The 21,446-nt window shown below is 42.8% G+C and carries 24 protein-coding genes; 11 read left to right on the top strand and 13 right to left on the bottom strand.

Annotated features, from left to right (window positions below; all coding sequences use genetic code 11):
* Positions 1 to 4 precede the first annotated feature (4 nt).
* A complete protein-coding gene (locus ISX59_RS15750) occupies positions 5 to 1,087 on the bottom strand; it encodes an efflux RND transporter periplasmic adaptor subunit (protein ID WP_005775369.1) in 1,083 nt (360 codons plus the stop codon).
* A 513-nt stretch (positions 1,088 to 1,600) separates the two neighbouring features.
* Between ISX59_RS15750 and ISX59_RS15755 the strand changes: the two genes are divergently transcribed.
* A complete protein-coding gene (locus ISX59_RS15755) occupies positions 1,601 to 1,789 on the top strand; it encodes a hypothetical protein (RefSeq protein ID WP_032530235.1) in 189 nt (62 codons plus the stop codon).
* 33 nt (positions 1,790 to 1,822) lie between these two features.
* On the opposite strand, the gene rsgA is transcribed toward ISX59_RS15755, so the two are convergent.
* The 4 genes from rsgA to ISX59_RS15775 form a co-directional block, all read right to left on the bottom strand.
* Entirely contained in the window at positions 1,823 to 2,755 is a 933-nt protein-coding gene (rsgA, locus tag ISX59_RS15760; protein WP_220576059.1) for a ribosome small subunit-dependent GTPase A, read from the bottom strand.
* A 100-nt stretch (positions 2,756 to 2,855) separates the two neighbouring features.
* Positions 2,856 to 3,416 (bottom strand): ribosome recycling factor, encoded by a 561-nt coding sequence (gene frr, locus ISX59_RS15765; protein ID WP_005775374.1) that lies wholly within the window; start codon positions 3,414 to 3,416, stop codon positions 2,856 to 2,858.
* A gap of 171 nt (positions 3,417 to 3,587) precedes the next feature.
* Complete coding sequence (gene pyrH / locus ISX59_RS15770) at positions 3,588 to 4,298, bottom strand: UMP kinase (protein ID WP_005775381.1); 711 nt, start codon at positions 4,296 to 4,298, stop codon at positions 3,588 to 3,590.
* Between the two features lie 73 nt (positions 4,299 to 4,371).
* Positions 4,372 to 5,691, bottom strand: a complete 1,320-nt coding sequence (locus tag ISX59_RS15775; protein ID WP_005775382.1) for an MATE family efflux transporter — start codon at positions 5,689 to 5,691, stop codon at positions 4,372 to 4,374.
* Between the two features lie 137 nt (positions 5,692 to 5,828).
* Between ISX59_RS15775 and ISX59_RS15780 the strand changes: the two genes are divergently transcribed.
* The gene (locus ISX59_RS15780) at positions 5,829 to 6,512 is read left to right on the top strand and encodes a lipopolysaccharide assembly protein LapB (protein ID WP_032530245.1); all 684 of its coding nucleotides are present in this window, start codon (positions 5,829 to 5,831) and stop codon (positions 6,510 to 6,512) included.
* 23 nt (positions 6,513 to 6,535) lie between these two features.
* Here the strand turns inward: ISX59_RS15780 and ISX59_RS15785 are convergent, their stop codons facing one another.
* The 4 genes from ISX59_RS15785 to ISX59_RS15800 all read right to left on the bottom strand — a co-directional run bounded on the left by ISX59_RS15785 (position 6,536) and on the right by ISX59_RS15800 (position 9,396).
* Positions 6,536 to 7,861 carry a zinc-dependent metalloproteinase lipoprotein gene (locus tag ISX59_RS15785; protein ID WP_220576060.1) on the bottom strand — a complete coding sequence of 442 codons (1,326 nt, stop codon included), beginning with the start codon at positions 7,859 to 7,861 and terminating at the stop codon, positions 6,536 to 6,538.
* A 68-nt stretch (positions 7,862 to 7,929) separates the two neighbouring features.
* Complete coding sequence (locus tag ISX59_RS15790; RefSeq protein WP_186993044.1) at positions 7,930 to 8,685, bottom strand: biotin--[acetyl-CoA-carboxylase] ligase; 756 nt, start codon at positions 8,683 to 8,685, stop codon at positions 7,930 to 7,932.
* Positions 8,669 to 9,025: an MmcQ/YjbR family DNA-binding protein gene (locus tag ISX59_RS15795; protein WP_005775387.1), complete on the bottom strand. Its 357-nt coding sequence runs from the start codon at positions 9,023 to 9,025 to the stop codon at positions 8,669 to 8,671. Before ISX59_RS15795 ends, ISX59_RS15790 begins: the two co-directional genes overlap by 17 nt.
* A gap of 5 nt (positions 9,026 to 9,030) precedes the next feature.
* On the bottom strand, positions 9,031 to 9,396 hold the full coding sequence (locus tag ISX59_RS15800; protein WP_005775388.1) for a YraN family protein: 366 nt from the start codon (positions 9,394 to 9,396) through the stop codon (positions 9,031 to 9,033).
* Between the two features lie 82 nt (positions 9,397 to 9,478).
* Here ISX59_RS15800 and ISX59_RS15805 point away from each other — a divergent pair, with 82 nt between their 5' ends.
* Together ISX59_RS15805 and ISX59_RS15810 are read left to right on the top strand one after the other, a co-directional pair.
* The gene (locus ISX59_RS15805) at positions 9,479 to 9,712 is read left to right on the top strand and encodes a hypothetical protein (RefSeq protein ID WP_005775389.1); all 234 of its coding nucleotides are present in this window, start codon (positions 9,479 to 9,481) and stop codon (positions 9,710 to 9,712) included.
* 4 nt (positions 9,713 to 9,716) lie between these two features.
* Positions 9,717 to 10,154, top strand: coding sequence for a nucleoside deaminase (locus ISX59_RS15810; protein WP_005775390.1), 438 nt, complete (start codon positions 9,717 to 9,719; stop codon positions 10,152 to 10,154).
* Between the two features lie 12 nt (positions 10,155 to 10,166).
* Here ISX59_RS15810 and ISX59_RS15815 read toward each other — a convergent pair whose 3' ends face one another.
* The 3 genes from ISX59_RS15815 to ISX59_RS15825 form a co-directional block, all read right to left on the bottom strand.
* Entirely contained in the window at positions 10,167 to 10,457 is a 291-nt protein-coding gene (locus ISX59_RS15815; protein ID WP_005823438.1) for a DUF4834 family protein, read from the bottom strand.
* Positions 10,458 to 10,519: 62 nt separating this feature from the next.
* Positions 10,520 to 11,230, bottom strand: coding sequence for a CDP-diacylglycerol--serine O-phosphatidyltransferase (pssA, locus tag ISX59_RS15820; protein ID WP_005823437.1), 711 nt, complete (start codon positions 11,228 to 11,230; stop codon positions 10,520 to 10,522).
* A 10-nt stretch (positions 11,231 to 11,240) separates the two neighbouring features.
* Entirely contained in the window at positions 11,241 to 11,927 is a 687-nt protein-coding gene (locus ISX59_RS15825; RefSeq protein ID WP_005823436.1) for a phosphatidylserine decarboxylase family protein, read from the bottom strand.
* A 163-nt stretch (positions 11,928 to 12,090) separates the two neighbouring features.
* Between ISX59_RS15825 and dnaE the strand changes: the two genes are divergently transcribed.
* The 3 genes from dnaE to ISX59_RS15840 are packed head-to-tail and all read left to right on the top strand — an operon-like array spanning position 12,091 to position 16,621.
* Positions 12,091 to 15,885 (top strand): DNA polymerase III subunit alpha, encoded by a 3,795-nt coding sequence (gene dnaE / locus ISX59_RS15830; protein ID WP_032530229.1) that lies wholly within the window; start codon positions 12,091 to 12,093, stop codon positions 15,883 to 15,885.
* Between the two features lie 59 nt (positions 15,886 to 15,944).
* Positions 15,945 to 16,259, top strand: a complete 315-nt coding sequence (gene trxA / locus ISX59_RS15835; protein WP_005775395.1) for a thioredoxin — start codon at positions 15,945 to 15,947, stop codon at positions 16,257 to 16,259.
* Between the two features lie 26 nt (positions 16,260 to 16,285).
* Entirely contained in the window at positions 16,286 to 16,621 is a 336-nt protein-coding gene (locus tag ISX59_RS15840) for a hypothetical protein (RefSeq protein WP_005810535.1), read from the top strand.
* Positions 16,622 to 16,851: 230 nt separating this feature from the next.
* Here ISX59_RS15840 and ISX59_RS15845 read toward each other — a convergent pair whose 3' ends face one another.
* Complete coding sequence (locus tag ISX59_RS15845; protein WP_005775397.1) at positions 16,852 to 17,583, bottom strand: RDD family protein; 732 nt, start codon at positions 17,581 to 17,583, stop codon at positions 16,852 to 16,854.
* A 101-nt stretch (positions 17,584 to 17,684) separates the two neighbouring features.
* On the opposite strand from ISX59_RS15845, the gene ISX59_RS15850 reads away from it, so the two are divergent.
* The 4 genes from ISX59_RS15850 to ISX59_RS15865 are packed head-to-tail and all read left to right on the top strand — an operon-like array spanning position 17,685 to position 21,441.
* Complete coding sequence (locus tag ISX59_RS15850; RefSeq protein ID WP_005810533.1) at positions 17,685 to 18,647, top strand: stage II sporulation protein M; 963 nt, start codon at positions 17,685 to 17,687, stop codon at positions 18,645 to 18,647.
* On the top strand, positions 18,628 to 19,560 hold the full coding sequence (locus ISX59_RS15855) for a hypothetical protein (protein ID WP_032539599.1): 933 nt from the start codon (positions 18,628 to 18,630) through the stop codon (positions 19,558 to 19,560). Before ISX59_RS15850 ends, ISX59_RS15855 begins: the two co-directional genes overlap by 20 nt.
* Before the next feature lie 13 nt (positions 19,561 to 19,573).
* Entirely contained in the window at positions 19,574 to 20,197 is a 624-nt protein-coding gene (locus ISX59_RS15860; RefSeq protein ID WP_005810531.1) for a DUF4129 domain-containing protein, read from the top strand.
* Positions 20,194 to 21,441 carry a DUF4350 domain-containing protein gene (locus ISX59_RS15865; protein WP_220576061.1) on the top strand — a complete coding sequence of 416 codons (1,248 nt, stop codon included), beginning with the start codon at positions 20,194 to 20,196 and terminating at the stop codon, positions 21,439 to 21,441. The genes ISX59_RS15860 and ISX59_RS15865 overlap by 4 nt, the downstream gene beginning before the upstream one ends.
* The last annotated feature ends 5 nt before the right edge of the window (positions 21,442 to 21,446 follow it).

The raw sequence follows: 21,446 nt of genomic DNA on the forward strand, positions 1-21,446 counted from the left end.
GGAGTTAATTGATATTATCCAGTGTGACAGGTAATCCTGTACGGAGTTGAAGGGTTCCCGAAGTGATGATGGTATCACCCATCTGCAGACCTTTTATCACCTGCACTTCAGCTTCGGTACGAATGCCTGCGGTTATTTCTACCGGTTCAGCCTTGCCCGATTTATAGAGGAATACTTTATCCTTACCCATTTCCGGTACAATCGCTTCGGATGGGATGGCAATGGCATTCGGGATTTCTTCTTTTTTCAGCTGAATGCTGGCGTAGCGTCCCGGGAGCAGTGCGCCGTTACTGTTGGCATATAGGGCACGAACGGTCAGCGTACGGGTAGACTGGTCGATTCTTGACTCGGTTGCGTATACTTTTGCCGGGAAAGAACTTAATTTACCTTCCAGTTCGAAGTTGAGGTTGGTGCCTTTCTTTACCTGGCTTGCATAACGTTCTGGTACGGAAAATTCTATTTTCAAAGGAATAATTTTCGTCAGTTTGGCTACGATAGTGGTTGGTGAGGCATATGAACCGACACTGACTTGCCGGAGCCCGATTACTCCGTCAAAAGGAGCGCGAAGTTCGGTCATGGCAATGTTAGCTTTCACCAGGTCGATGTCCGCATTGAGGGTAGCCAGTTCCGTTTTTACTTGTTCGTAGGCTTCTTTACTGACAGCGTCCCGTTCAAGCAGAGCGTTCTGACGGAATACACGATCTTCGGCAAGCTTTAACTGAGCTACGAGGCGTTGCAACTGAGCCTGCAACTGACGGTCGTTTACTTTCGCCAATAGCTGTCCTTTTTTTACGGCACTGCCTTCGTCAAAGTTGATTTCAACGATCTTTCCTGAAGTCTCGAAAGAAAGATCCACTTCTTCATCAGGCATCAAGCTGCCGCTAATTTGAATCTGATCTGTCAGCAATTGTGGCTTTATGATCTTGGCATTTACATTCAGAACTCTTTTGTTGATCTGCTTGCCAGCCATCACTTTGTCGGCTGCTGCCAACTCTTCATTTGCTTTAGGAAGCTGAGAGTAGATACCCCAGCCTATCAGTCCGGCACCAATCAATGTGATGATGCCCCATTTAACCTTTTTATCCATGTCTTAGTATTAGTATATGTCCGTTCTAAGGTTAGACTAAGAGGGTGGGAAAAGGTTTAATCGGGAAATTAAAATATAGATTTATTTTTTGTGTTAAGGTGTCTTATTGATTATGTTTTCAGTATATGAAAGCCCCAATATCCTTTCAGTAAAAGGGTGAGGACTTATTGTAACAGTCATCGAATCATCCTCCTGATAAAGTGCGACGGTTCTTTTCTTCTTCGCGGATTACGAACTAACCAACGGTATTTGTTTTTGGTCTTAAAGGCTTGTATCCAAAATTATTATAATGAATCTCTGTTTGTTTATTCCGGCCCTGGTATGCGGGCTCATGGGCCTTGGTATGCGGGCTTATAAGCCCGAGTATACGGGCTCATGAGCCCGGGTAGCGGGGATGGGATGAAGAACGGATCATTTTCGACTAAACAGTAAAGGAAAGCACAATGCTCTAAACAATGTATTCAGTTAATAAATACGTTCCTTAGTGTTGCTTATCAGTGTCTTAACGATTGGATGGCGCTCAAGTTAACGGGTGGAAGATGGAAGATGCGGGTGGAAGATAAACAGGCTGAAAATGCGATCTTCCACCATGTCATTGCATTGATTATTAATGGAGTAAGTGGAAAAAGGTGGAAGATGGAAGATCGAAACGTATTTTTTGTGGGAGAAGCAGTTGCTTTGCCAAGTGAAGCATTAAAATAGAATAAAGAATATTCTCTGAAAAATAGCAGAGATTCAGTATGCCGCACGGTATTTTCCTTCCTCCTTATCCTCAAGCATACTCAGATAGGAAGTATAGCGTGATTCGCTGATGTAGTGCTCTTCTACCGCTTTCCGAACAGCACAACCGGGTTCTTGACGGTGTGTGCAGTTTCCATATTTGCAGTCTGCCGAAATCTTGAATATTTCGGGGAAGTAATGGCCTATCTCTTCCTCTTCCATATCAAAAGTGCCGAAACCTTTGATACCGGGTGTGTCGATGATATATCCGTTGCCGGGGACGGGGAACATTTCGGAGAAAGTGGTGGTGTGCATTCCTTTGTTGTGATAAGCTGATATCTCTGCGGTCTTGACTTCCAGCCCTGGGACAAGAGCATTGATGAGGGTTGATTTGCCCACTCCCGAATGTCCGGAGAAGAGGGTTACCCGGCCTTTCAGTTCCTCGCGTATGGCATCGACTCCTTCACCGGTCAGTGCGGATATTTTAAAACAAGGGTAACCTATTTGGGTATAGAGGGTGATGAGGCTGTCCAGATAATGCAGTTCGTCTTCATCATAAGCATCCACTTTGTTGAAAAGAATCTTCACCGGTACACGGTAGGCTTCTGCCGACGCCAAAAAACGGTCGATGAAGGTGGTTGAAGTTTCGGGATAGTTAATAGTCACCACCAGCATACATTGGTCGAGGTTGGCTGCAAGAATATGCGATTGTTTGGAGAGGTTCGATGAACGGCGGATGATGTAATTTTTCCGGTCTTCTATCTCATTGATAAAGGCCGTTCCTTCCTGGTTGAGTATGATTTGTACACAGTCACCTACGGCAACGGGATTTGTACTCCGTATGCCTTTCAGCCGAAAATTACCTTTGATCTTGCATTCAACCAACTGCCCGTCATCGGTTTTCACCTGATACCAGCTACCTGTATTCTTTATTACTAATCCCTTCATGTTTTATAAACTGCAAATTACAAGTTACGAGCTATTAAGAAATGATTGGAGAGGCTGTGCTTGTGCACTGCACTCGTAGCTCGTAACTTGTAATTTAGAATTATACGGTCATAATTTCTTTGTCCTTTTCAGCCAGCATTTCTTCAATCTTGGCGATGTACTTATCATGAACCTTCTGCAGTTTAGCTTCTGCATTCTTTTGTTCATCTTCAGCCAAACCGTCTTTTACAGCTTTTTTCAGTGCATCTATACCGTCGCGGCGCGCGTTGCGGATACTTACTTTAGCTGTCTCGCCTTCAGCTTTACACTGTTTGGCAAGTTGTTTACGGCGTTCCTCGGTAAGGGGGGGGATGCCGATGCGGATAATTTCACCGTTATTCTCCGGCATGATACCGAGATCGGAGTCGATAATGGCTTTTTCAATAACCCGGAACATGCTTTTATCCCAAGGTTTAATTGTGATGCTGCGTGCATCGGGAGTGGTTACGGCAGCTACGTTGCTGATGGGCACCATGCTTCCGTAAGAGTCTACACGGATACCATCCAGCAAGCGTGTGCTTGCTTTTCCGGCGCGGATGTGTGCCAGTGCTTCTTCCAGATACATCACTGCCATATCCATCTTCTCTTGTGATTCTTCGATAATCGTTTTTACGTCTACCATCTTATTAAGTCTTTATAAAATTGGCACTTTGATTAATTTTGAAAACAAAAGTAGATTATTTTTTGGTTATCTGCAACTATCCCTATAAGAATAAGTGAAGAATGGGTTAATAACTGAACGTATCCTGTCCACTTATTAACCCATTCGTATTTCTTCAGATTAGAGAATTGACTAATTGTGTACCAATGTGCCAATCTCTTCTCCTGTGATTACTTTTTTCAGGTTGCCTACCGTATCCATATCGAATACCACGATGGGCAGATTGTTTTCCTTGCACATACATGTAGCTGTGAGATCCATCACTTTCAATCCGCGTTTCAACACTTCGTCGTAAGTGATGGTGTCGAATTTTGTAGCAGTCGGGTCTTTTTCCGGGTCAGCAGTGTAGATACCGTCTACACGGGTGCCTTTCAGCATTACGTCTGCTTCTATCTCAATGCCGCGGAGGGAAGAGCCGGTATCGGTAGTGAAGAATGGATTTCCTGTTCCTGCCGACATGATCACGATTTCGCCGTTTTCCATACATTCGATGGCTTTCCATTTGCTGTAAAACTCACCGATGGGTTCCATACGTACTGCGGTCAGTACGCGTGCTTTCACCCCGGCAGCAACCAATGCCGAGCTGAGTGCAAGGCTGTTGATAACAGTGGCCAGCATTCCCATTTGGTCGCCTTTCACCCGATCGAAACCTTTATTGGCTCCGCTCAGTCCGCGGAAGATGTTGCCACCACCGATGACGATACCTATTTGTACGCCTTGTTCGTGAATCTCTTTGATTTGTGCGGCATATTCGGCCAATCGTTTTTCATCGATGCCATATTGCTTTTCTCCCATCAGGCTCTCACCGCTGAGCTTCAACAGGATTCTTTTGTATTTTGCCATACGAGTTGGTTGTTAATGATTTCTTTTTTTGCAAAGATAAACGAATAGTTTTAAAGCGAGATTCTTTTGAGAGTTATTTTTGTTGCATTATCTTTCTGGCAAGCAGTGCTTGTATGAATCCCCGTGAAGAGAGATAGACGATAAATGCCATCCATAGAGCATGGTTACCCATTGAGTTATGAAATGTGTAATAGATAATGAAGAAACTGGCCGAAGCTATAAACATGGAATAGAGCATTTGGCGTGTTGCAGTCGCACCAATGAAGATGCCGTCCCAAAGGAATGCCGAGAATCCGGCAAGAGGAATAGCCAATACCCAATAGAAATAGGTTTCTGCTTCATTGATAACAGACGCTTCGTTGGTGAGTAAGCCGAGAAATGATTGTCCTCCTATGCCATAAAGTAGGGTGAAAGCGATTGAAAGACCGGTACCCCAGGCAAATAATCTGCGGACAGTGCGGTGAAGTTCCGTTCGGTTATCGGCGCCTATATAGCGTCCTGCCAATGCTTCGCCTGCGTAAGCAAAACCATCCATGATATATGAGAACAGAGTAAAAAGTTGCATAAGTAGTGTGTTTACGGCCAGGACAACTTCTCCCTGTGCTGCTCCGGCAGAGGTAAAATACATCGTTACCGCCACCAGGCATAAAGTACGTAGAAAGATATCACGATTTACCTGGAAGAAACGATACATGGCCTGTCTTTGCAGCAGGCCTTTCCACTGGATGCGTTTTCGCAGTTGCCCATAATATCGGTGCCATAACAGGAATGCCATGAAAAAGCCTGCATATTGGGCAATCAGAGTACCCAGCGCAACGCCTTCTACTTTCATACCCAACAGATAGACAAAGCATAGGCTGGCTGCGATGTTGACTATATTTTGAGTGATGGCGATGTACATCGGGAAACGGGAGTTTTGCATACCGATAAACCATCCGGCAAAGCCATAAAGCCCTAACATGGCGGGAGCACCCCAAATGCAGATATAGAAATAAAGTGTAGCAAGACGTTTCACTTCATCGGAGGTTTGGATAAAAGTAAATGCCGCTTTTAGTATGGGATATTGCAGAAGCATCAGGCAGAGAGCAATGAACAGTCCTACACCGACCGACCGTAATAGGAGTCGGGTCACTTCGTCAAGATCGCGCTTGCCGTATGCCTGAGAAGTCATTCCACTGGTACCCATCCGCAGAAAACCGAATATCCAATAAATGATATTAAACAGCATACCTCCCACGGCAATGGCACCAATGTAGGCTGCTGACCCCAGATGACCTACAATGGTAACATCGATCAGCCCCAATAACGGAACGGTTATATTGGAGATGATGGAAGGGACGGCTATTTGCAGAATCCGTCTGTTACCACTGCTGAGATGAAAGATTTTATCCATGGACGGGCAAAGTTACACGAAAAAAGGTGAATCTGAAAATGAAGAGAACAATAACGTTATTTAATTGGTTTTTAGCGACCGGTGAGTCGGAATAATTTCTATCTTTGTAGGAACCTAACTAAATAAGTATGAATAAGATGAAAGCTCTGACTTTATTTCTTTCCATGTTGTTTTCGCTTCCGTTTTCGCTTTCAGCACAATCGGCAGGAGAAATGCTGCAGAGAGTATCAGCCGCCATTGATAATAAACAGTGGGAACAAGCTATTAGTCTGTTCCGTCAGGCCGTGAATACGAATGTGGAAAAGGCCGAGATGTTTTACTGGACCGGGGTGGATAAGAATACAGATGTAGCCTCGAAGTTTGCTAATGAGCTGGCTTCATTCTATAAGAAGTCACGCAGCTATGATAAGGCGTATCTGTTTTATAAAGAATTGCTGCAAAAATCACCGAACGATGTAAACTGTCTTGTCTCTTGTGCCGAAATGGAAGTTTGCCGGGGTAAGGAAGCAGAGGCTTTGAAGACTTATCAGAAAGTGTTGATGCTGGATGCTGATAACCTTGCTGCCAATATTTTTATAGGTAACTACTTATATTTGAAAGCGGAACGTGAGAAGCAACGGATAGAGAATGAATATAAGAAGATAGCTGCTCCGACACGTATGCAGTATGCCCGTTATCGTGATGGTTTAAGCCGGGTGATGAGTAACGGATACGGAAAAGCAAGAGAGTATCTGCTGAAAGTTGTGAGCCGGTTTCCTTCGACAGAAGCAAGGAAGACGCTTGATAAGATACAGTTGATAGAAAAAGAGGTGAACAGATAACTATCTGTTCACCTCTTTTTCTATTATTTGATTGTGCGTATAGGTAGTTTAAGAACTTCTTCGATAGCTGCTCGGGTATTTGCTTGCTCTTTTTTAGGTCCGGGTATCAGCGGACTATATGTCAATACATGACGAATGCGGTTGCATTGGTCTTGTGTGAATTGGTCGGAGTAACTGACGGAGTAATCCATAATGTTATGGGAGATGAACTGGGCACCGTCACAACTTTCGCGTTTGACAAGATAAGCAAAAAGCTCTTTCTCAGGTATGTTACCTGCCATTGCCCACTGATATGTCATATCATAAGCATCCTTATCATAACTGGGTGTATCCTTGCAATAGTCTGTATCTTTACAACTACTTTCCGGATCTTCTGAAAAAACGTGGTGTAGTCCTAAATAATGACCCAACTCATGCGCCAGTGTCACTGTAATGTCAGTAGTGTTGTAGGCTGTGGAAGTAGATTGCTGGTCAATGAAGAGACTATTAATGGAGACACAATACGGAAAACTCAGATTCTTTAATTCCAAGTAAGAATATTTTGTTTCATTAAGCCCCTCCAGAGAGTTGCTGCCTGTAGTTGTGAATGCCAAATGAGAGATTCCTAAGGTGGTAGTATTTGACTGCGGGTCATTTGCAAAGTTATAAATCATCACGTTAATGTATCGGTTGGGGTCCCATAGATAATTTACATATCCCACTCCACCTTTTGTTGTGTCATCTTCCATGAATTTATCACAGTCAATGGGGTAGTCGTCTTTCCATTGTATATATTCTATTCCCGGAGAAGTTAATGTTTTCCCATTGGGATCTGTAGATGCCAGTGTAAAGGTTAGGTTCATATCTACACTTTGGGTCTTATCTTTATATAGTTTGTTGACCGTTTTTAATATGTCAGTTAAACGGTCTGGGCTAATGTACTGTTTGGGGTCTGAACTATTCTTATATAGCACGTGGAAGATTATGGGAAGTTCATAGTGGTACGATTCGGGATCGGTTGAATGTCCGGCTGCCAATTGTGTGACGGTTATGACCTTTTTTATTCCACTGGAAGTTACCGCAATCGTTGCACTTCTTTCAGTCGTTTCAAGGTTAGTCTCTACAACAATGCCGAGTGGCTGATTACTTGCTCCCTTATTGGGTACGAGCTTGCACCAGGTTGAAGAACTTGCTGCTACCCACGAATCGCTGCTGGTGATATTTACGGTTAGAGTAACTCCATCGCTGTCAATATCTTGAAAAGATGACTCCGACAACTCAAGTTTTGAATTATTTTCGGTATTGGAGTCTTCACAACTGACAAACAGTAGTGTTAATATGGATATTAACAGTAGGCATCTGATTTTCATAAATTAAACGTTTTTATATTTAAAACAATATTGCAAAGGTAATGTTTTAAACTAAAAAAGAAGAAGTATTATAAAATGTGCTGTACCTCTTTAAATACGTATCGGCGTATTTTGCCTGTATCGTCTTGCAAAACAAGATGACCGTCGGCTTCAACTTCTATGGTTCTGGCTATAAACTCTCCGTTCGCATCGGAATACTTATGCATACCTTCTTTTCGGAAAAGCGCCTTCTGATACCGGTGGGCTATGTAAGTGTGCTCCCCTTTTTGAAGCAGGCTGTAATATTCTATAATTCGTTGCATAACTCCTGCCAATATTCCGGAGAGTTCGTAAGTTTGGCCGGTGATTTGTTTAAGTGATACAGGATTGGGGGCGGAGCTGAAAAACTCTTCCTGGTTAATATTGACGCCAATCCCTGCAATGCTTTGGCTGATATGTACTCCCATCAAATCATTTTCAATCAATATTCCGCAGATTTTTCTTTCTTTCCAGTAGATATCGTTCGGCCATTTAATAGAGATATCTTTAACGTATGTGTCGAGTTCTTCCTTAATGGATAAAGAGATGATTTGAGATAGAAGAAATTGTCTGCGGATTTCTAAAGAAGTGGGATAAAGTACGAAGCTGAATATCAGATTCTTACCTTTCTCCGATTCCCAACTGTTTCCTCGCTGTCCTCTGCCCAAGGTTTGGTAGTTAGCTACTACCGTGGTTAGTTCACTGACATCTTGCTTATTGCACAGATCGTTTAAATAATGATTGGTGGAGTCTGTCTCTTCGATATAAATCAAAGGTACAGGAAAAGACTCAGGGAAGGGCATCATATTCGGCACGTAGTTTTTTAGTGAATTTCTTCAATACTTCTTCGTAAGAATGGTCAATCAGCTGTTTTATCAATTTATCGTCGGCATCCCGGTCAAAGAAAATCTGATTCCAATATTTTTTGTTGAAATGATAAGCACCTTCGATGGCTGAATAATGTTCACGTAGTTCGATGGCATAATCAGGATTACATTTCAAAGCAATCATATTGGCTCCTTCCAAATCGATTAGTGCGAACATTTTATCCATCACTTTCAGTACAAGTGAGTATTCATCGAATGGGAGGCATTCGGTGACTGCTTTTTTCTGAAGACAGTATTCTCTGGCTGATTCTATATTCATACTATTTAAAATAATGGCGGGTAAAACGCCTCTTTTATATGTTCAATTCTGAAATTTCCTACTTTACCTACGACAGTAATAATATCAAATCTTACAGATGCGTCTATTTGGAAAAGCTTAATATATGTATCGGCTGCGATTACGGTTCGCCTGATTTTCTGTGGAGTAACAGCATCCTGAGGTAATGCAAAGTCCGTGTCGGTACGTGTCTTTACTTCCACAATTATCAGTTCACCGTTTTGGGCTGCCACAATGTCCAGTTCCAGATGTCCCTTACGCCAATTCCGATGACGAATGGTATATTCGTGCTGCTCCAGATATTGAACAGCAGCATCTTCTCCGGCCTTTCCTAACAGATTATGTTCTGCCATATAATTTTAGCATACTATTTTCTGCAAATTTACTCTTTTTCTTCTTTGAAATTACAGAAGTAAAAGTAAATTTGCAAAGAATATGAGAAAGAGAGATAAAAAGTGTAATAAGGCAACTCTTGACGAACCTAAACGGGAACGCAGGATGAGTATATTGCTAAGCGAAGATGAGCAGCAGATTGTAGATCGTTATCTGGATAAGTATAAGATAACGAATAAATCGCGTTGGCTTCGTGAAACGATTCTCATGTTTATACATAAAAATATGGAGGAGGATTATCCGACTCTTTTTGGTGAACACGATATGCGGCGTTAAGATTATGTTGGACGATTCTTATTTTATGAAACAAGCTCTGGTTGAGGCTGCTAAGGCCGGCGAACGTGGAGAAGTCCCAGTGGGAGCAGTTGTCGTTTGCAAAGAACGGATCATTGCCCGTGCACACAATCTGACTGAAACATTGAATGACGTGACAGCCCATGCCGAAATGCAGGCTATTACTGCGGCAGCCAATGTCCTTGGAGGGAAATATCTGAATGAATGTACGTTGTATGTTACTGTAGAACCTTGTGTGATGTGTGCCGGTGCTATTGCCTGGGCACAAACTGGTAAATTGGTTTTTGGTGCTGAAGACGAAAAAAGGGGGTACCAGAGATATGCTCCAAAGTCCCTTCATCCCAAAACTGTAGTTGTCAAAGGGATACTCGCCGATGAATGTGCCAATCTGATGAAAAATTTTTTTGCGTCTAAAAGAAGGTGAATTTTTATATTATCAATCTTTTATCTCTTCATAATCCACATATTCTCCTTCATTGTCATCAAAAAGTTTTTTGTGCTTGTTAGCTCCGGTTTCAGTAATGATTTCCTCTTTATCGTTAGCTTGTGTCGGACGATAGTATCTTTGCCCCGAATTACTGTGTGTCGAATTCTGGCTTCCGGAACCGGAGGCAGATGAGCGTTTCCCCAGTCCGAAGATGGCTCTTAACACACTTCCTACAAGGGCCAGTCCGATAATGATAACGGCGATAACGATAATGAATAAAAATCCTAAAATGTGAAACATAGGCTATTTGTTTTATGCATTGTTTAAAATTTGTAGTACAACAAACGTGCCAGAAGGATTGTTTATTTATTTTTTCTTGTTAAAAGTGAAAGAATGATATACCATACAATAACCGCTGAGAATCCGCTGATACCCAAGAACAGCAACAGTGGAATGCAGACTATCAGGAATATGAAACTAATCTTATTGTCTTTCCAAGAAAGATTTTTAAATTTCAGGGAGAACATGGGGATCTCAGCTACCAGCAACCATGAAAAAAGCATTACCATTATAATAAGGTATATAACATTGCAGTGAGCAAGTAAGAATTCTTTGCCTCCTACAATAAGTGCACCCCAATATAAAGCGTTGGCAGGGACAGGAAGACCGATAAAGGAACTCGTTTGGCGTTCGTCTACATTAAAGTTGGCCAAACGGAGAGCTGAGAATATCGAAATAAGAAAAGCCAGATAAGGAATATACTCTTTTACGCCTGCCAGAAAGTCGGGATACATAAGTCCGGGTTCTTTCATGAATGAAAAAACAAGTATAGCCGGAGCTACGCCGAAGCTGACATCATCGGCCAAAGAGTCCAATTCTTTACCAATAGGAGAGTAGGCATGAAGCAAACGTGCCAACATACCATCGAAAAAATCGAAGACAGCACTCAAGATGATAAAAGTGACAGCCAATTCGTATTTGGCTTCAAAGGCCATAACACAAGCAATGCATCCTGAAAAGAGATTCAGGCAGGTCACTGTGTTGGGTATATGGCGGATAATAGCATTTGCCATTGTTCGTTTTTTATTTTAATTTGGCGATAACGGTTTGGTTACCGGTTGTCAATTGTCCCATACTAACACAAATCTCAGTGCCCAATGGCAGATATACATCTACACGGGAACCAAATTTAATAAAGCCCAGATGTTCGTCAATATAACATTCCTCACCCGGCTCGGCATATGTTACGATGCGGCGTGCCATTGCACCGGCTATTTGCCGTGCCATGACCTCTACACCCTCGGGAGTTTCAATAACAACCATTGAACGCTCGTTCTCTGTGCTGGCTTTCGGAAGCCATGCTTTCATGAACTTGCCGTTTTCGTGAGAGACTTTTTTGACGACTCCATCCACCGGGTACCAATTGGCATGTACGTTTAGAATGCTCATGAAAATGGATACCATGATCCGGCGGTCATGAAAGTATTCATGTTCGTCTACCTCTTCAATAACTACGATTTTCCCATCGGCCGGTGCAACTACGATCCTTTCAGTATCTTGTCCGAACAGGCGGATCGGGCAACGGAAAAAGTTAACCATCAACAGATAGACTATAACACTGACCAAAGCCATCAGGTAGAATGGTATTTTACAATCAATTCCCCAGTAAAGGGCTGCATTTATAATTAGTAGCAGAAAAAAGCTACCCCATAAAATATGTGTTCCTTCACGGTGAATTCTTATCTTTTTTAATTTTTTAAGTCGACCCATTTGCGCTATTTAATGATAATTATCCGCAAAAGTATACTTATTTTAAAAATCCAGCAAGCATTTGCAGATAGAAATGACTTATGTTGATAACTTTTTGGAGTTTATCTTTGTTAGTAGCTACAGACATTGTAATTTTATGGCTTCAAATTATCAACCTATAACTATGCAGGATTTCGTTCATTTACACGTCCATACGCAATATTCTCTTCTGGATGGCCAAGCCAGTGTCAGTGCGCTTGTCGATAAGGCCATAAAGGATGGAATGAAAGGTATTGCCGTTACGGACCATGGAAACATGTTCGCCATCAAAGAGTTTACGAACTATGTGAATAAGAAAAACGGGGGTCCGAAAGGAGAAATCAAGGACCTGAAGAAACGGATTGCAGCCATTGAGGCCGGTGAAGTGGACTGTGCGGATAAAGAGGCTGAGATTGCTGATTGTAAAGCTAAAATAGTGGAGGCGGAGGGGCGGTTGTTCAAGCCCATTATCGGTTGCGAAATGTACGTGGCCCGCCGGACTATGGATAAAAAGGAAGGAAAACCCGATCAAAGCGGGTACCACCTGATTGTGCTCGCCAAAAACGAGAAGGGGTATCATAACCTGATCAAATTGGTTTCACGTGCATGGACCAAAGGCTATTATATGCGCCCCCGTACAGACAGGAATGAATTGGAGAAATATCATGAGGGCTTGATTATCTGTTCGGCATGTTTGGGTGGTGAAGTTCCCAAAAAGATAACTCAGGGATTGTTGGCGGAGGCAGAGGAAGCTATTCAATGGTATAAGAATCTGTTTGGGGACGATTATTATCTGGAAATGCAGCGTCATAAAGCAACGGTGCCGAAAGCTAATCATGAAGCATATCCATTGCAGGTGAATGTGAATAAGCATTTGATAGAATACGCCAAAAAGTATAATGTCAAGTTGATTTGTACAAATGACGTTCATTTTGTCAACGAAGAGCATGCTGAAGCCCATGACCGGCTAATCTGTCTGAGTACGGGAAAAGACCTTGATGATCCCAACCGGATGTATTACACTAAGCAGGAATGGATGAAAACGAAAGCAGAAATGAACGAACTCTTTGCCGACGTGCCTGAAGCATTAAGTAATACTTTAGAAATTCTGGATAAGGTAGAATATTATTCGATCGATCATGCACCGATTATGCCTACTTTTGCTATTCCGGAGGATTTCGGAACGGAAGAAGGGTATCGGCAAAAATATACGGAAAAGGATCTTTTTGATGAATTCACCCAAGACGAAAATGGCAACGTGGTGTTGAGTGAAGAAGCAGCTAAAGATAAAATAAAACGTTTGGGAGGATATGATAAACTGTATCGTATCAAGCTGGAGGCCGATTACCTGAAGAAGTTGACTTTCGACGGAGCCAAGAAGTTCTATGGCGATCCGTTGTCACCGGAAGTAAAGGAACGCTTGGTCTTTGAGTTACATATTATGAAGACGATGGGTTTTCCGGGCTACTTCCTCATTGTGCAGGACTTCATTGCTGCCGGACGTAATATGGGGGTATCCATTGGACCGGGACGTGGTTCGGCTGCTGGGTCAGCCGTGGCCTATTGTTTGCAGATCACCAAAATAGACCCTATTAAATACGATTTGCTGTTTGAGCGTTTTCTGAATCCCGACCGTATTTCATTGCCGGATATTGATATTGACTTCGATGACGATGGTCGTGGCGAAGTGCTTCGTTGGGTGACGGAGAAGTATGGGCAGGAGAAGGTAGCACATATCATTACATATGGTACTATGGCAACAAAGCTGGCTATCAAAGATGTTGCGCGTGTACAAAAGCTTCCGCTTGCCGAATCGGATCGTTTGGCCAAACTGGTTCCTGATAAAATTCCTGATAAAAAACTGAACTTAAAGAATGCCATAGAATATGTGCCCGAATTGCAGGCTGCCGAAGCGTCACCTGATCCATTGGTAAGGGATACGATGAAATATGCCAAAATGCTTGAGGGAAACGTGCGGGGAACCGGTGTACATGCCTGTGGTACCATTATTTGCCGTGATGATATTACTGACTGGGTGCCGGTCAGTACGGCTGATGATAAGGAGACCGGCGAAAAGATGCTGGTTACCCAATATGAAGGTTCGGTGATTGAAGATACCGGACTGATTAAGATGGACTTTCTGGGGCTGAAGACTTTGTCTATTATCAAAGAAGCCGTCGAAAACATCCGTCTGAGTAAAGGCATGGAACTGGATATTGATTCTATTTCAATTGAGGATCCTGCAACTTATAAACTTTATAGTGATGGACGGACTATCGGTACATTCCAGTTTGAATCTGCCGGTATGCAGAAATACTTACGTGAGTTGCAGCCGTCTACTTTTGAGGATCTGATCGCGATGAATGCCCTTTATCGTCCGGGTCCAATGGACTATATTCCTGACTTTATCGACCGTAAACATGGACGTAAGCCTATTGAATATGACATTCCTGTCATGGAGAAATACCTGAAGGATACGTATGGAATTACGGTTTATCAGGAACAGGTCATGCTTCTGTCACGCCTTTTAGCCGATTTTACCCGTGGTGAGTCGGATGCCCTCCGTAAAGCGATGGGTAAGAAACTACGTGATAAGCTGGATCACATGAAACCTAAGTTTGTTGAAGGTGGAAGGAAAAACGGCCATGATCCGAAGGTACTTGAGAAAATCTGGGCGGACTGGGAGAAGTTTGCTTCGTATGCGTTCAATAAATCACATGCTACCTGTTATTCCTGGGTTGCATACCAGACAGCATACCTGAAGGCTAACTATCCGGCTGAATATATGGCAGCTGTCATGAGCCGAAGTTTGTCGAATATTACTGATATCACCAAACTGATGGACGAGTGCAAAGCAATGGGAGTGCAGACGCTTGGTCCGGATGTGAACGAAAGTAACCTGAAGTTTACGGCAAACCGGAATGGAAATATCCGCTTCGGGCTGGGGGCTGTAAAGGGAGTAGGTGAAGCTGCTGTGCAAAGCATCATGGAGGAACGAAGGGAAAATGGTCCTTTTAAAGGTATTTTCGACTTCGTTCAGCGTGTCAACCTGAATGCTTGTAATAAGAAGAACATGGAGTGTCTGGCTCTTGCGGGCGGATTCGATAGTTTTCCTGAGCTGAAACGTGAACAGTATTTTGCGGTGAATGCCAAAGGCGAAACTTTTCTTGAAACATTGATGCGTTATGGTAACCGTTATCAGGCGGATAAAGCTGCTGCCGTTAATTCATTATTCGGAGGAGACAATGTGATTGACATAGCTACTCCCGAAATTCTTCCGGCAGAACGTTGGAATGATTTGGAGAGGTTAAATAAAGAAAGAGAATTGGTCGGTATCTACTTGTCGGCTCATCCGCTTGATGAATATGCCATTGTGTTGGAACATGTATGCAATACCCGTATGATCGAACTTGATGATAAAGCTGCTTTGGCAGGAAGAGAAATAACGATGGGAGGTATTGTTACCAGCGTGCGTCGAGGTATAAGTAAGAATGGTAATCCTTATGGCATAGCCAAAATAGAAGATTACTCCGGTTCTGCCGAGATACCTTTCTTCGGAAACGATTGGGTTACTTTTCAAGGCTATTTAGGTGAAGGGACTTTTCTGTTTATCAAAGCTCGTTGCCAGCCTAAACAGTGGCGTCCCGATGAACTTGATATTAAGATTACTTCGATGGAATTGCTGCCCGACGTCAAGGAACAACTGGTAGAGAAGATCACAATTCTGATTCCGCTTGCCGAACTTAATTCGAACTTGGTTACGGAACTTGCCACTTTGACGAAAGAGTCTCCGGGAAATACAGAACTTTATTTTAAGGTAACAGATACGGATGGAAAGATGTATGTAGACTTGATTTCTCGTCCCGTTAAACTTTCGGTAGGTAGAGAATTAATTTCCTATTTAAAGGAACGTCCCGAACTTGCGTTTCATATAAATTGATTATCTTTGCCCCATAACAGTGATGGATACTTAATAACTAACAATTAATAATTAAAGAAATGGCTTTAGAGATTACTGACAACAACTTTAAGGAAATCCTTGCAAAAGGAACACCGGTTGTTATTGACTTTTGGGCTCCCTGGTGCGGGCCTTGTAAGATGGTAGGTCCTATCATCGACGAGTTAGCTAAAGAATATGAAGGAAGAGTGATTATGGGTAAGTGTGATGTAGATGAAAACTCTGATCTTCCTGCAGAATTCGGTATTCGTAACATTCCTACGGTTCTTTTCTTCAAAGACGGAGCATTAGTGGATAAACAAGTCGGTGCCGTAGCTAAACCTGCATTCGTAGAGAAAGTTGAGAAATTATTATAATATACTTTCATTAAAAATATTTGTTTATGGGACTGGAAGACGATTTTTTGTTAAGTGATGCCGATGATGAAAAGACCATCGAGTTCATCCGGAACTATTTGCCTCAGGAGTTGAAGGATAAATTCTCAGAAGACGAGTTATATTATTTCCTCGATCTGATCGATGAGTATTACTCTGAAAGCGGAATCCTTGATGCTCAGCCCGATGCTGACGGTTATGTAGACATCGATCTGGAGCAGGTAGTGGAATATATCGTGCAAGAAGCCAAGAAAGATGAAGTGGGTGAATACGACCCGGAAGAAATCTTGTTTGTGGTGCAGGGAGAAATGGAATACGGAAATTCTCTGGGACAGGTGGAATAAGCCAGTCTTCGTAAACCAAAAGATAAAGAGCGTGCAGAAACACTTCTGCACGCTTTTTTGTTGCATGTATGTGTGATAGTTTACTTCGTCTTGATTCTTCTCCTCCTGCTAAAAATACATTTTGTTTTTCGGCCCTCGGAAGTATCGGATGTGTATAGGAGTCCGGATATCTGCCTGAAAATAGGATGAATAAAAGTCCGGCTTACTCTGTTTTTACGAAATAAGATCTACTAAATTTCTTCTAACGCATAGTATTGGTAGTCTCTTACAACGGTTTGAAGAAACTTTTCATCATTTACGTCTGTTTGGTCTACAGAAAGCAGTGCACGAACTTTGGGTGCCAATTGTGAGATATGCCTTGCCCGGTCCTTATGATGCAGTTCTAACGCCTTACTGATCACATTTATTTGCTCCAAGGACAGATCGGCAGCTAATGGAAAACTGGGGTGATATCCTTTGGTCAGATAATCGAACTCATCAAGGCTTACTTGTATTTTGCGGTAATTTTTCTCTTTAATTACCATTGTTCCTGCCGCAAGATCGCCCAAACGTTGGCTATTTTTGGTTAATAGTATGACCAGTACCCCCAATCCTCCGGTAATAGTTACGTCTATCCCATAGAGCAACCACCTTAGCAGATATGCACTCAGGCTGGGTGTCGTACCGTCTGCTTTTACCACACGGATATTCATGACCTTTTTTCCGATACTTTGTCCTTGGTTAAAAACTTCGCAAAGTAACGAGTAACATAGTACGGGCAGATAGATAAACAGGAACAACAAGAAAAAAGTACTTCCGGAAAAAGCGTGTATATTGAGTTTCCCCAATACATAAGAAGTGGCAAGAATGTAGATAAACAGCAGAAAATAATCGATGATACGAGCCAATATCCGTTCGCCAAGGCTGGCGGGTACCTGACTGATGCGTACGAATTGTCCTGTGATGATAGTCGATTCTGCCATTTCTGGTTAAACATTTTTTAGTTTCGGTTGCAAATATATCATAATTCTCTTACTTTTGCTTCCGGTTTCGGACAAAACTTATCCGGAATTCAACGAGTTAAATGAAAGAGGTAACGTTTATACGTCGGAACATTGAAAAATGGAAAGAGACAGAGAAGGTGGTGGAGCAGGCAGATAAACTGACTCCCGACCGTCTTGCCGATGCTTATACGGAACTTACTGCCGATCTGGCATTTGCGCAAACTCATTATCCGTCTTCCCGCATTACTATTTATCTGAATAACCTGGCTTCGGCCCTCCATAATGTGCTTTATCGCAATAAGAAGGAGAAATGGACCCGTATTTTTACTTTCTGGACACAAGAGGTTCCACAAACGATGTACCATGCTCGTAAAGAGCTGTTGATTTCGGCCCTGATCTTTTTGGCCAGTGTATTGGTGGGTATTGTTTCAGCAGCGAATGATGATAACTTCGTCCGTCTGATTCTGGGGAATGGTTATGTGGATATGACGCTCGATAACATAGCGCGTGGTGAACCGATGGCTGTATACAACGGTTCGGATGAAGTTCCTATGTTTTTGGGCATTACTTTGAATAATATCATGGTTTCTTTCAATGTCTTTGCTATGGGGTTGCTTACCAGTTTTGGGACAGGATGGTTACTTTTTAATAACGGAGTAATGCTCGGGGCCTTTCAGACCTTCTTTTTTGAGCATGGCCTGTTGGGAGAATCGATGCTTGCTGTCTGGCTGCATGGGACTTTGGAAATCTGGGCTATTATCGTAGCCGGTGCCGCGGGATTGGCATTGGGAAACGGATGGCTGTTTCCCGGGACTTACTCCCGCAAAGAGTCTTTTATGCGTGGAGCCAAGAAAGGACTAAAGATTATAGTGGGTACGGTTCCTGTCTTTGTTATGGCCGGATTCATTGAGGGTTTTATCACACGCCATACTGAATTGCCTGACTTTCTACGGTTGAGCATTATTCTTTTATCACTGGCATTTATCATCTATTACTATATTTATTTACCAAATAGAAAAAATCATGGAATCACAAAAACCTAAAATTGCTTTATATGTGAAGCGTCCTTTTGGTGACAAACTCAATGCCACCATGGACTTTATAAAAGAGAACTGGAAGCCGATGTTGAAGTTCAGTACCTATTTAATTCTGCCATTATGTCTGATTCAGGCTATCAGCATGAATGGAATCATGGGGGGAACAATGGGCTTTGCAGCTGCCAAAGAGACCGGAGCCAATCCTCTGGAAGCGATAGGTGCACAATTTTGGGTCAATTACGGATTGATGTTTCTTTGTTATTTGGTAGGATCTATTTTACTGACTTCCATTGTTTACGGATTGATGCAGATTTATAATCAGCGTGAAGAACGTTTGGCGGGTGTGACTTTTGCCGATCTGAAGCCTTTTCTGTTCAGGAATATAAAACGTCTGCTGGTTATGGTACTGTTTTATATAGTTCTGATTATAGCAGTGAGTATTGTTATAGGGATTCTGGTTGCAGCTTCTCCATTCACGCTTTTGCTTACTATTCCGCTGCTGATTGCCTGTGCAGTGCCTTTGGCCTTGTTTACTCCAATTTACTTATTTGAGGAGATCGGCATCTTTGCTGCTTTCCAGAAAACTTTCCGTCTGGGGTTTGCCACATGGGGAGGTGTTTTTGGCGTTTCCTTGGTCATGGGATTGATCTCCAGTGTATTGCAGGGCGTTACTACGACTCCGTGGTACATTGCTACTATTGTGAAATACTTCTTTATGTTGAGCGATACACAGAATGAGTTAACTATTTCCGCCGGATATAGTTTTATGGTCTATCTGCTGGCCATTATCCAAACTTTTGGAGCCTATCTTTCTATGATATTTTCTTTAATTGGTATAGTATATCAATATGGGCATGCCAGTGAAGTGGTAGACAGTATTTCGGTAGAAAGCGAGATAGATAAATTTGAGCAACTTTGATTAAACTCTTTGGATGACTTTGCAAGCTGATACTCTGGTCTGTGATACCGTAAGAGTTGCCTTTTGGCAGTCCAATCCGGCTTATGACTACAACCGGGAACTGATAACACCTGAGATCGATGTCTTCGGCTGGCTCAGTATGCAGCTTTCTAAGTTACTGCGCGCCATTTTCGGAAGTCGTTTTGCGGAGGAGTATTCCGGTATTATTTTGGTTGTCATTGCCATTCTGATCTTGTTGTTGATTCTTTGGTTTGTTTATAAAAAACGTCCCGAGCTTTTTATGCGTTCACGCAGGGGGCCTGTGAACTACAGTGTCCATGAAGATACTATTTACGGGGTTGATTTTGACTCTGAGATAAAGCGTGCCATGGAACGTAAAGATTACCGGGAATCCATTCGTTTGCTTTATTTGCAAACCTTGAAACTATTGAGTGATGAGGGGCGGATAGATTGGCAGCCCTATAAAACTCCTACAGAATATATTTATGAGGTAAAACAGGAAGCACTTCGCAGCTCTTTCAGGCGTTTGACAAATGGTTTCCTGAGGGTGCGTTATGGCAATTTTGCTGCATCCGAGCCATTGTTTGAGGAATTGTTGTCCTTGCAAACAGAGATACGGAAAGGAGGTATCGAATGAGAGGTAGCCGCTGGTTTATCATTGGGATAGTTCTCTTTTTGCTGATCATGTTTGTGGTTGAGTATCACCTGCCGAAGAAATTTGTCTGGAACCCGACTTTCGGGCAACATGATCACCAGCCATTGGGAGGGGCTGTATTTGATGATGTTTTAAAGTCTTCGCTTCCGGATGGATATTCACTTTCGCGCAGGACATTCTATCAGTTTGCTGCTGACAGCAGCCCCCGGAAAAGTATTCTTGTCGTTACCCAGCATCTGGATTTGGTGAAGGCGGATGTCAGTGCTTTACTCGATCTGGCCCGTAGGGGGAACAAGATATTGATAGCCAGTTCCTCTTTTAGTCCGTTACTGGCTGATACATTGGGATTCAATAATTCGTATGCTTATTTCAATCCGAGGCGGTTAAAAGAATATGCAGCCGATCTGTTGGAACGTGACAGTGTGTTCTGGATTGGTGATTCGGCGGTATATGATAAGCGTACTTTCCGTTTTTATCCGCATTTATGCGGTATTTATTTCACGAAGTATGATTCGTTGTCTCTGCCGTTGTCTACGAGCCGGATCGATTCCATGCAGATGTTCAATGACAGTTTACCGGATTGCTTTCCGCCTGTGGCTATCAGCCGTCCGTTCGGGAGGGGAGAGATTGTCTTGGTCACCACGCCTTTACTGTTCACTAACTATGGGATGCTCGATGGCGATAATGCAGCCTATCTTTTCCGTTTGCTTTCACATCTGAAAGGGTTGCCCGTAATTCGTACCGAGGCTTATGGTGCCGGTGCGCAGATTGAAGAATCTCCTTTCCGCTACTTTCTTTCCCAACGTCCTCTGAAGTGGGCACTCTATCTGACAATGTCAGTATTGGTGCTGTTCATGGTGTTTACTGCCCGTAGGAGGCAAAGGGCCATTCCGGTGATTCGTGAGCCGGCCAACCGTAACCTTGAGTTTACGGAGTTGATTGGCATACTTTATTATCAAAAAAAGAATCATGCAGATCTTGTACGTAAAAAGTTCACTTATTTTGCCGAGAGCTTGCGGCGGAACATACAGGTGGATGTAGAAGATGACAGTAATGATGATGTCTTGTGCAGCCGAATTGCGCGGAAGACGGGAAATGAAGAGGTGAAAGTCCGGAATCTTTTCCGTAAACTTCGTCCTGTGGTACGTGGGGAACAGGAGGCCGGAGAGACATTGATGAAAGACCTGATTGATGGAATGAATGAGATAGAAAAGCCTCGATCTTGATCCTT

It is taken from the genome of Bacteroides sp. FSHCM14E1, assembly GCF_019633785.1.
Lineage (GTDB): Bacteria > Bacteroidota > Bacteroidia > Bacteroidales > Bacteroidaceae > Bacteroides > Bacteroides hominis.

Coding starts and splice junctions, on each gene's coding strand:
- trxA (WP_005775395.1), top strand. CDS start 15,945: ATGGCTTTAGAGATTACTGACAACAACTTTAAGGAAATCCTTGCAAAA.
- ISX59_RS15755 (WP_032530235.1), top strand. CDS start 1,601: ATGGCGCTCAAGTTAACGGGTGGAAGATGGAAGATGCGGGTGGAAGAT.
- ISX59_RS15865 (WP_220576061.1), top strand. CDS start 20,194: ATGAGAGGTAGCCGCTGGTTTATCATTGGGATAGTTCTCTTTTTGCTG.
- rsgA (WP_220576059.1), bottom strand. CDS start 2,755: ATGAAGGGATTAGTAATAAAGAATACAGGTAGCTGGTATCAGGTGAAA.
- ISX59_RS15845 (WP_005775397.1), bottom strand. CDS start 17,583: ATGGCAGAATCGACTATCATCACAGGACAATTCGTACGCATCAGTCAG.
- ISX59_RS15785 (WP_220576060.1), bottom strand. CDS start 7,861: ATGAAAATCAGATGCCTACTGTTAATATCCATATTAACACTACTGTTT.
- ISX59_RS15840 (WP_005810535.1), top strand. CDS start 16,286: ATGGGACTGGAAGACGATTTTTTGTTAAGTGATGCCGATGATGAAAAG.
- frr (WP_005775374.1), bottom strand. CDS start 3,416: ATGGTAGACGTAAAAACGATTATCGAAGAATCACAAGAGAAGATGGAT.
- ISX59_RS15780 (WP_032530245.1), top strand. CDS start 5,829: ATGAAAGCTCTGACTTTATTTCTTTCCATGTTGTTTTCGCTTCCGTTT.
- ISX59_RS15805 (WP_005775389.1), top strand. CDS start 9,479: ATGAGAAAGAGAGATAAAAAGTGTAATAAGGCAACTCTTGACGAACCT.
- dnaE (WP_032530229.1), top strand. CDS start 12,091: ATGCAGGATTTCGTTCATTTACACGTCCATACGCAATATTCTCTTCTG.
- ISX59_RS15810 (WP_005775390.1), top strand. CDS start 9,717: ATGTTGGACGATTCTTATTTTATGAAACAAGCTCTGGTTGAGGCTGCT.
- ISX59_RS15860 (WP_005810531.1), top strand. CDS start 19,574: ATGACTTTGCAAGCTGATACTCTGGTCTGTGATACCGTAAGAGTTGCC.
- ISX59_RS15825 (WP_005823436.1), bottom strand. CDS start 11,927: ATGGGTCGACTTAAAAAATTAAAAAAGATAAGAATTCACCGTGAAGGA.
- ISX59_RS15790 (WP_186993044.1), bottom strand. CDS start 8,685: ATGATGCCCTTCCCTGAGTCTTTTCCTGTACCTTTGATTTATATCGAA.
- ISX59_RS15800 (WP_005775388.1), bottom strand. CDS start 9,396: ATGGCAGAACATAATCTGTTAGGAAAGGCCGGAGAAGATGCTGCTGTT.
- ISX59_RS15775 (WP_005775382.1), bottom strand. CDS start 5,691: ATGGATAAAATCTTTCATCTCAGCAGTGGTAACAGACGGATTCTGCAA.
- ISX59_RS15795 (WP_005775387.1), bottom strand. CDS start 9,025: ATGAATATAGAATCAGCCAGAGAATACTGTCTTCAGAAAAAAGCAGTC.
- ISX59_RS15855 (WP_032539599.1), top strand. CDS start 18,628: ATGGAATCACAAAAACCTAAAATTGCTTTATATGTGAAGCGTCCTTTT.
- pyrH (WP_005775381.1), bottom strand. CDS start 4,298: ATGGCAAAATACAAAAGAATCCTGTTGAAGCTCAGCGGTGAGAGCCTG.
- pssA (WP_005823437.1), bottom strand. CDS start 11,230: ATGGCAAATGCTATTATCCGCCATATACCCAACACAGTGACCTGCCTG.
- ISX59_RS15815 (WP_005823438.1), bottom strand. CDS start 10,457: ATGTTTCACATTTTAGGATTTTTATTCATTATCGTTATCGCCGTTATC.
- ISX59_RS15750 (WP_005775369.1), bottom strand. CDS start 1,087: ATGGATAAAAAGGTTAAATGGGGCATCATCACATTGATTGGTGCCGGA.
- ISX59_RS15850 (WP_005810533.1), top strand. CDS start 17,685: ATGAAAGAGGTAACGTTTATACGTCGGAACATTGAAAAATGGAAAGAG.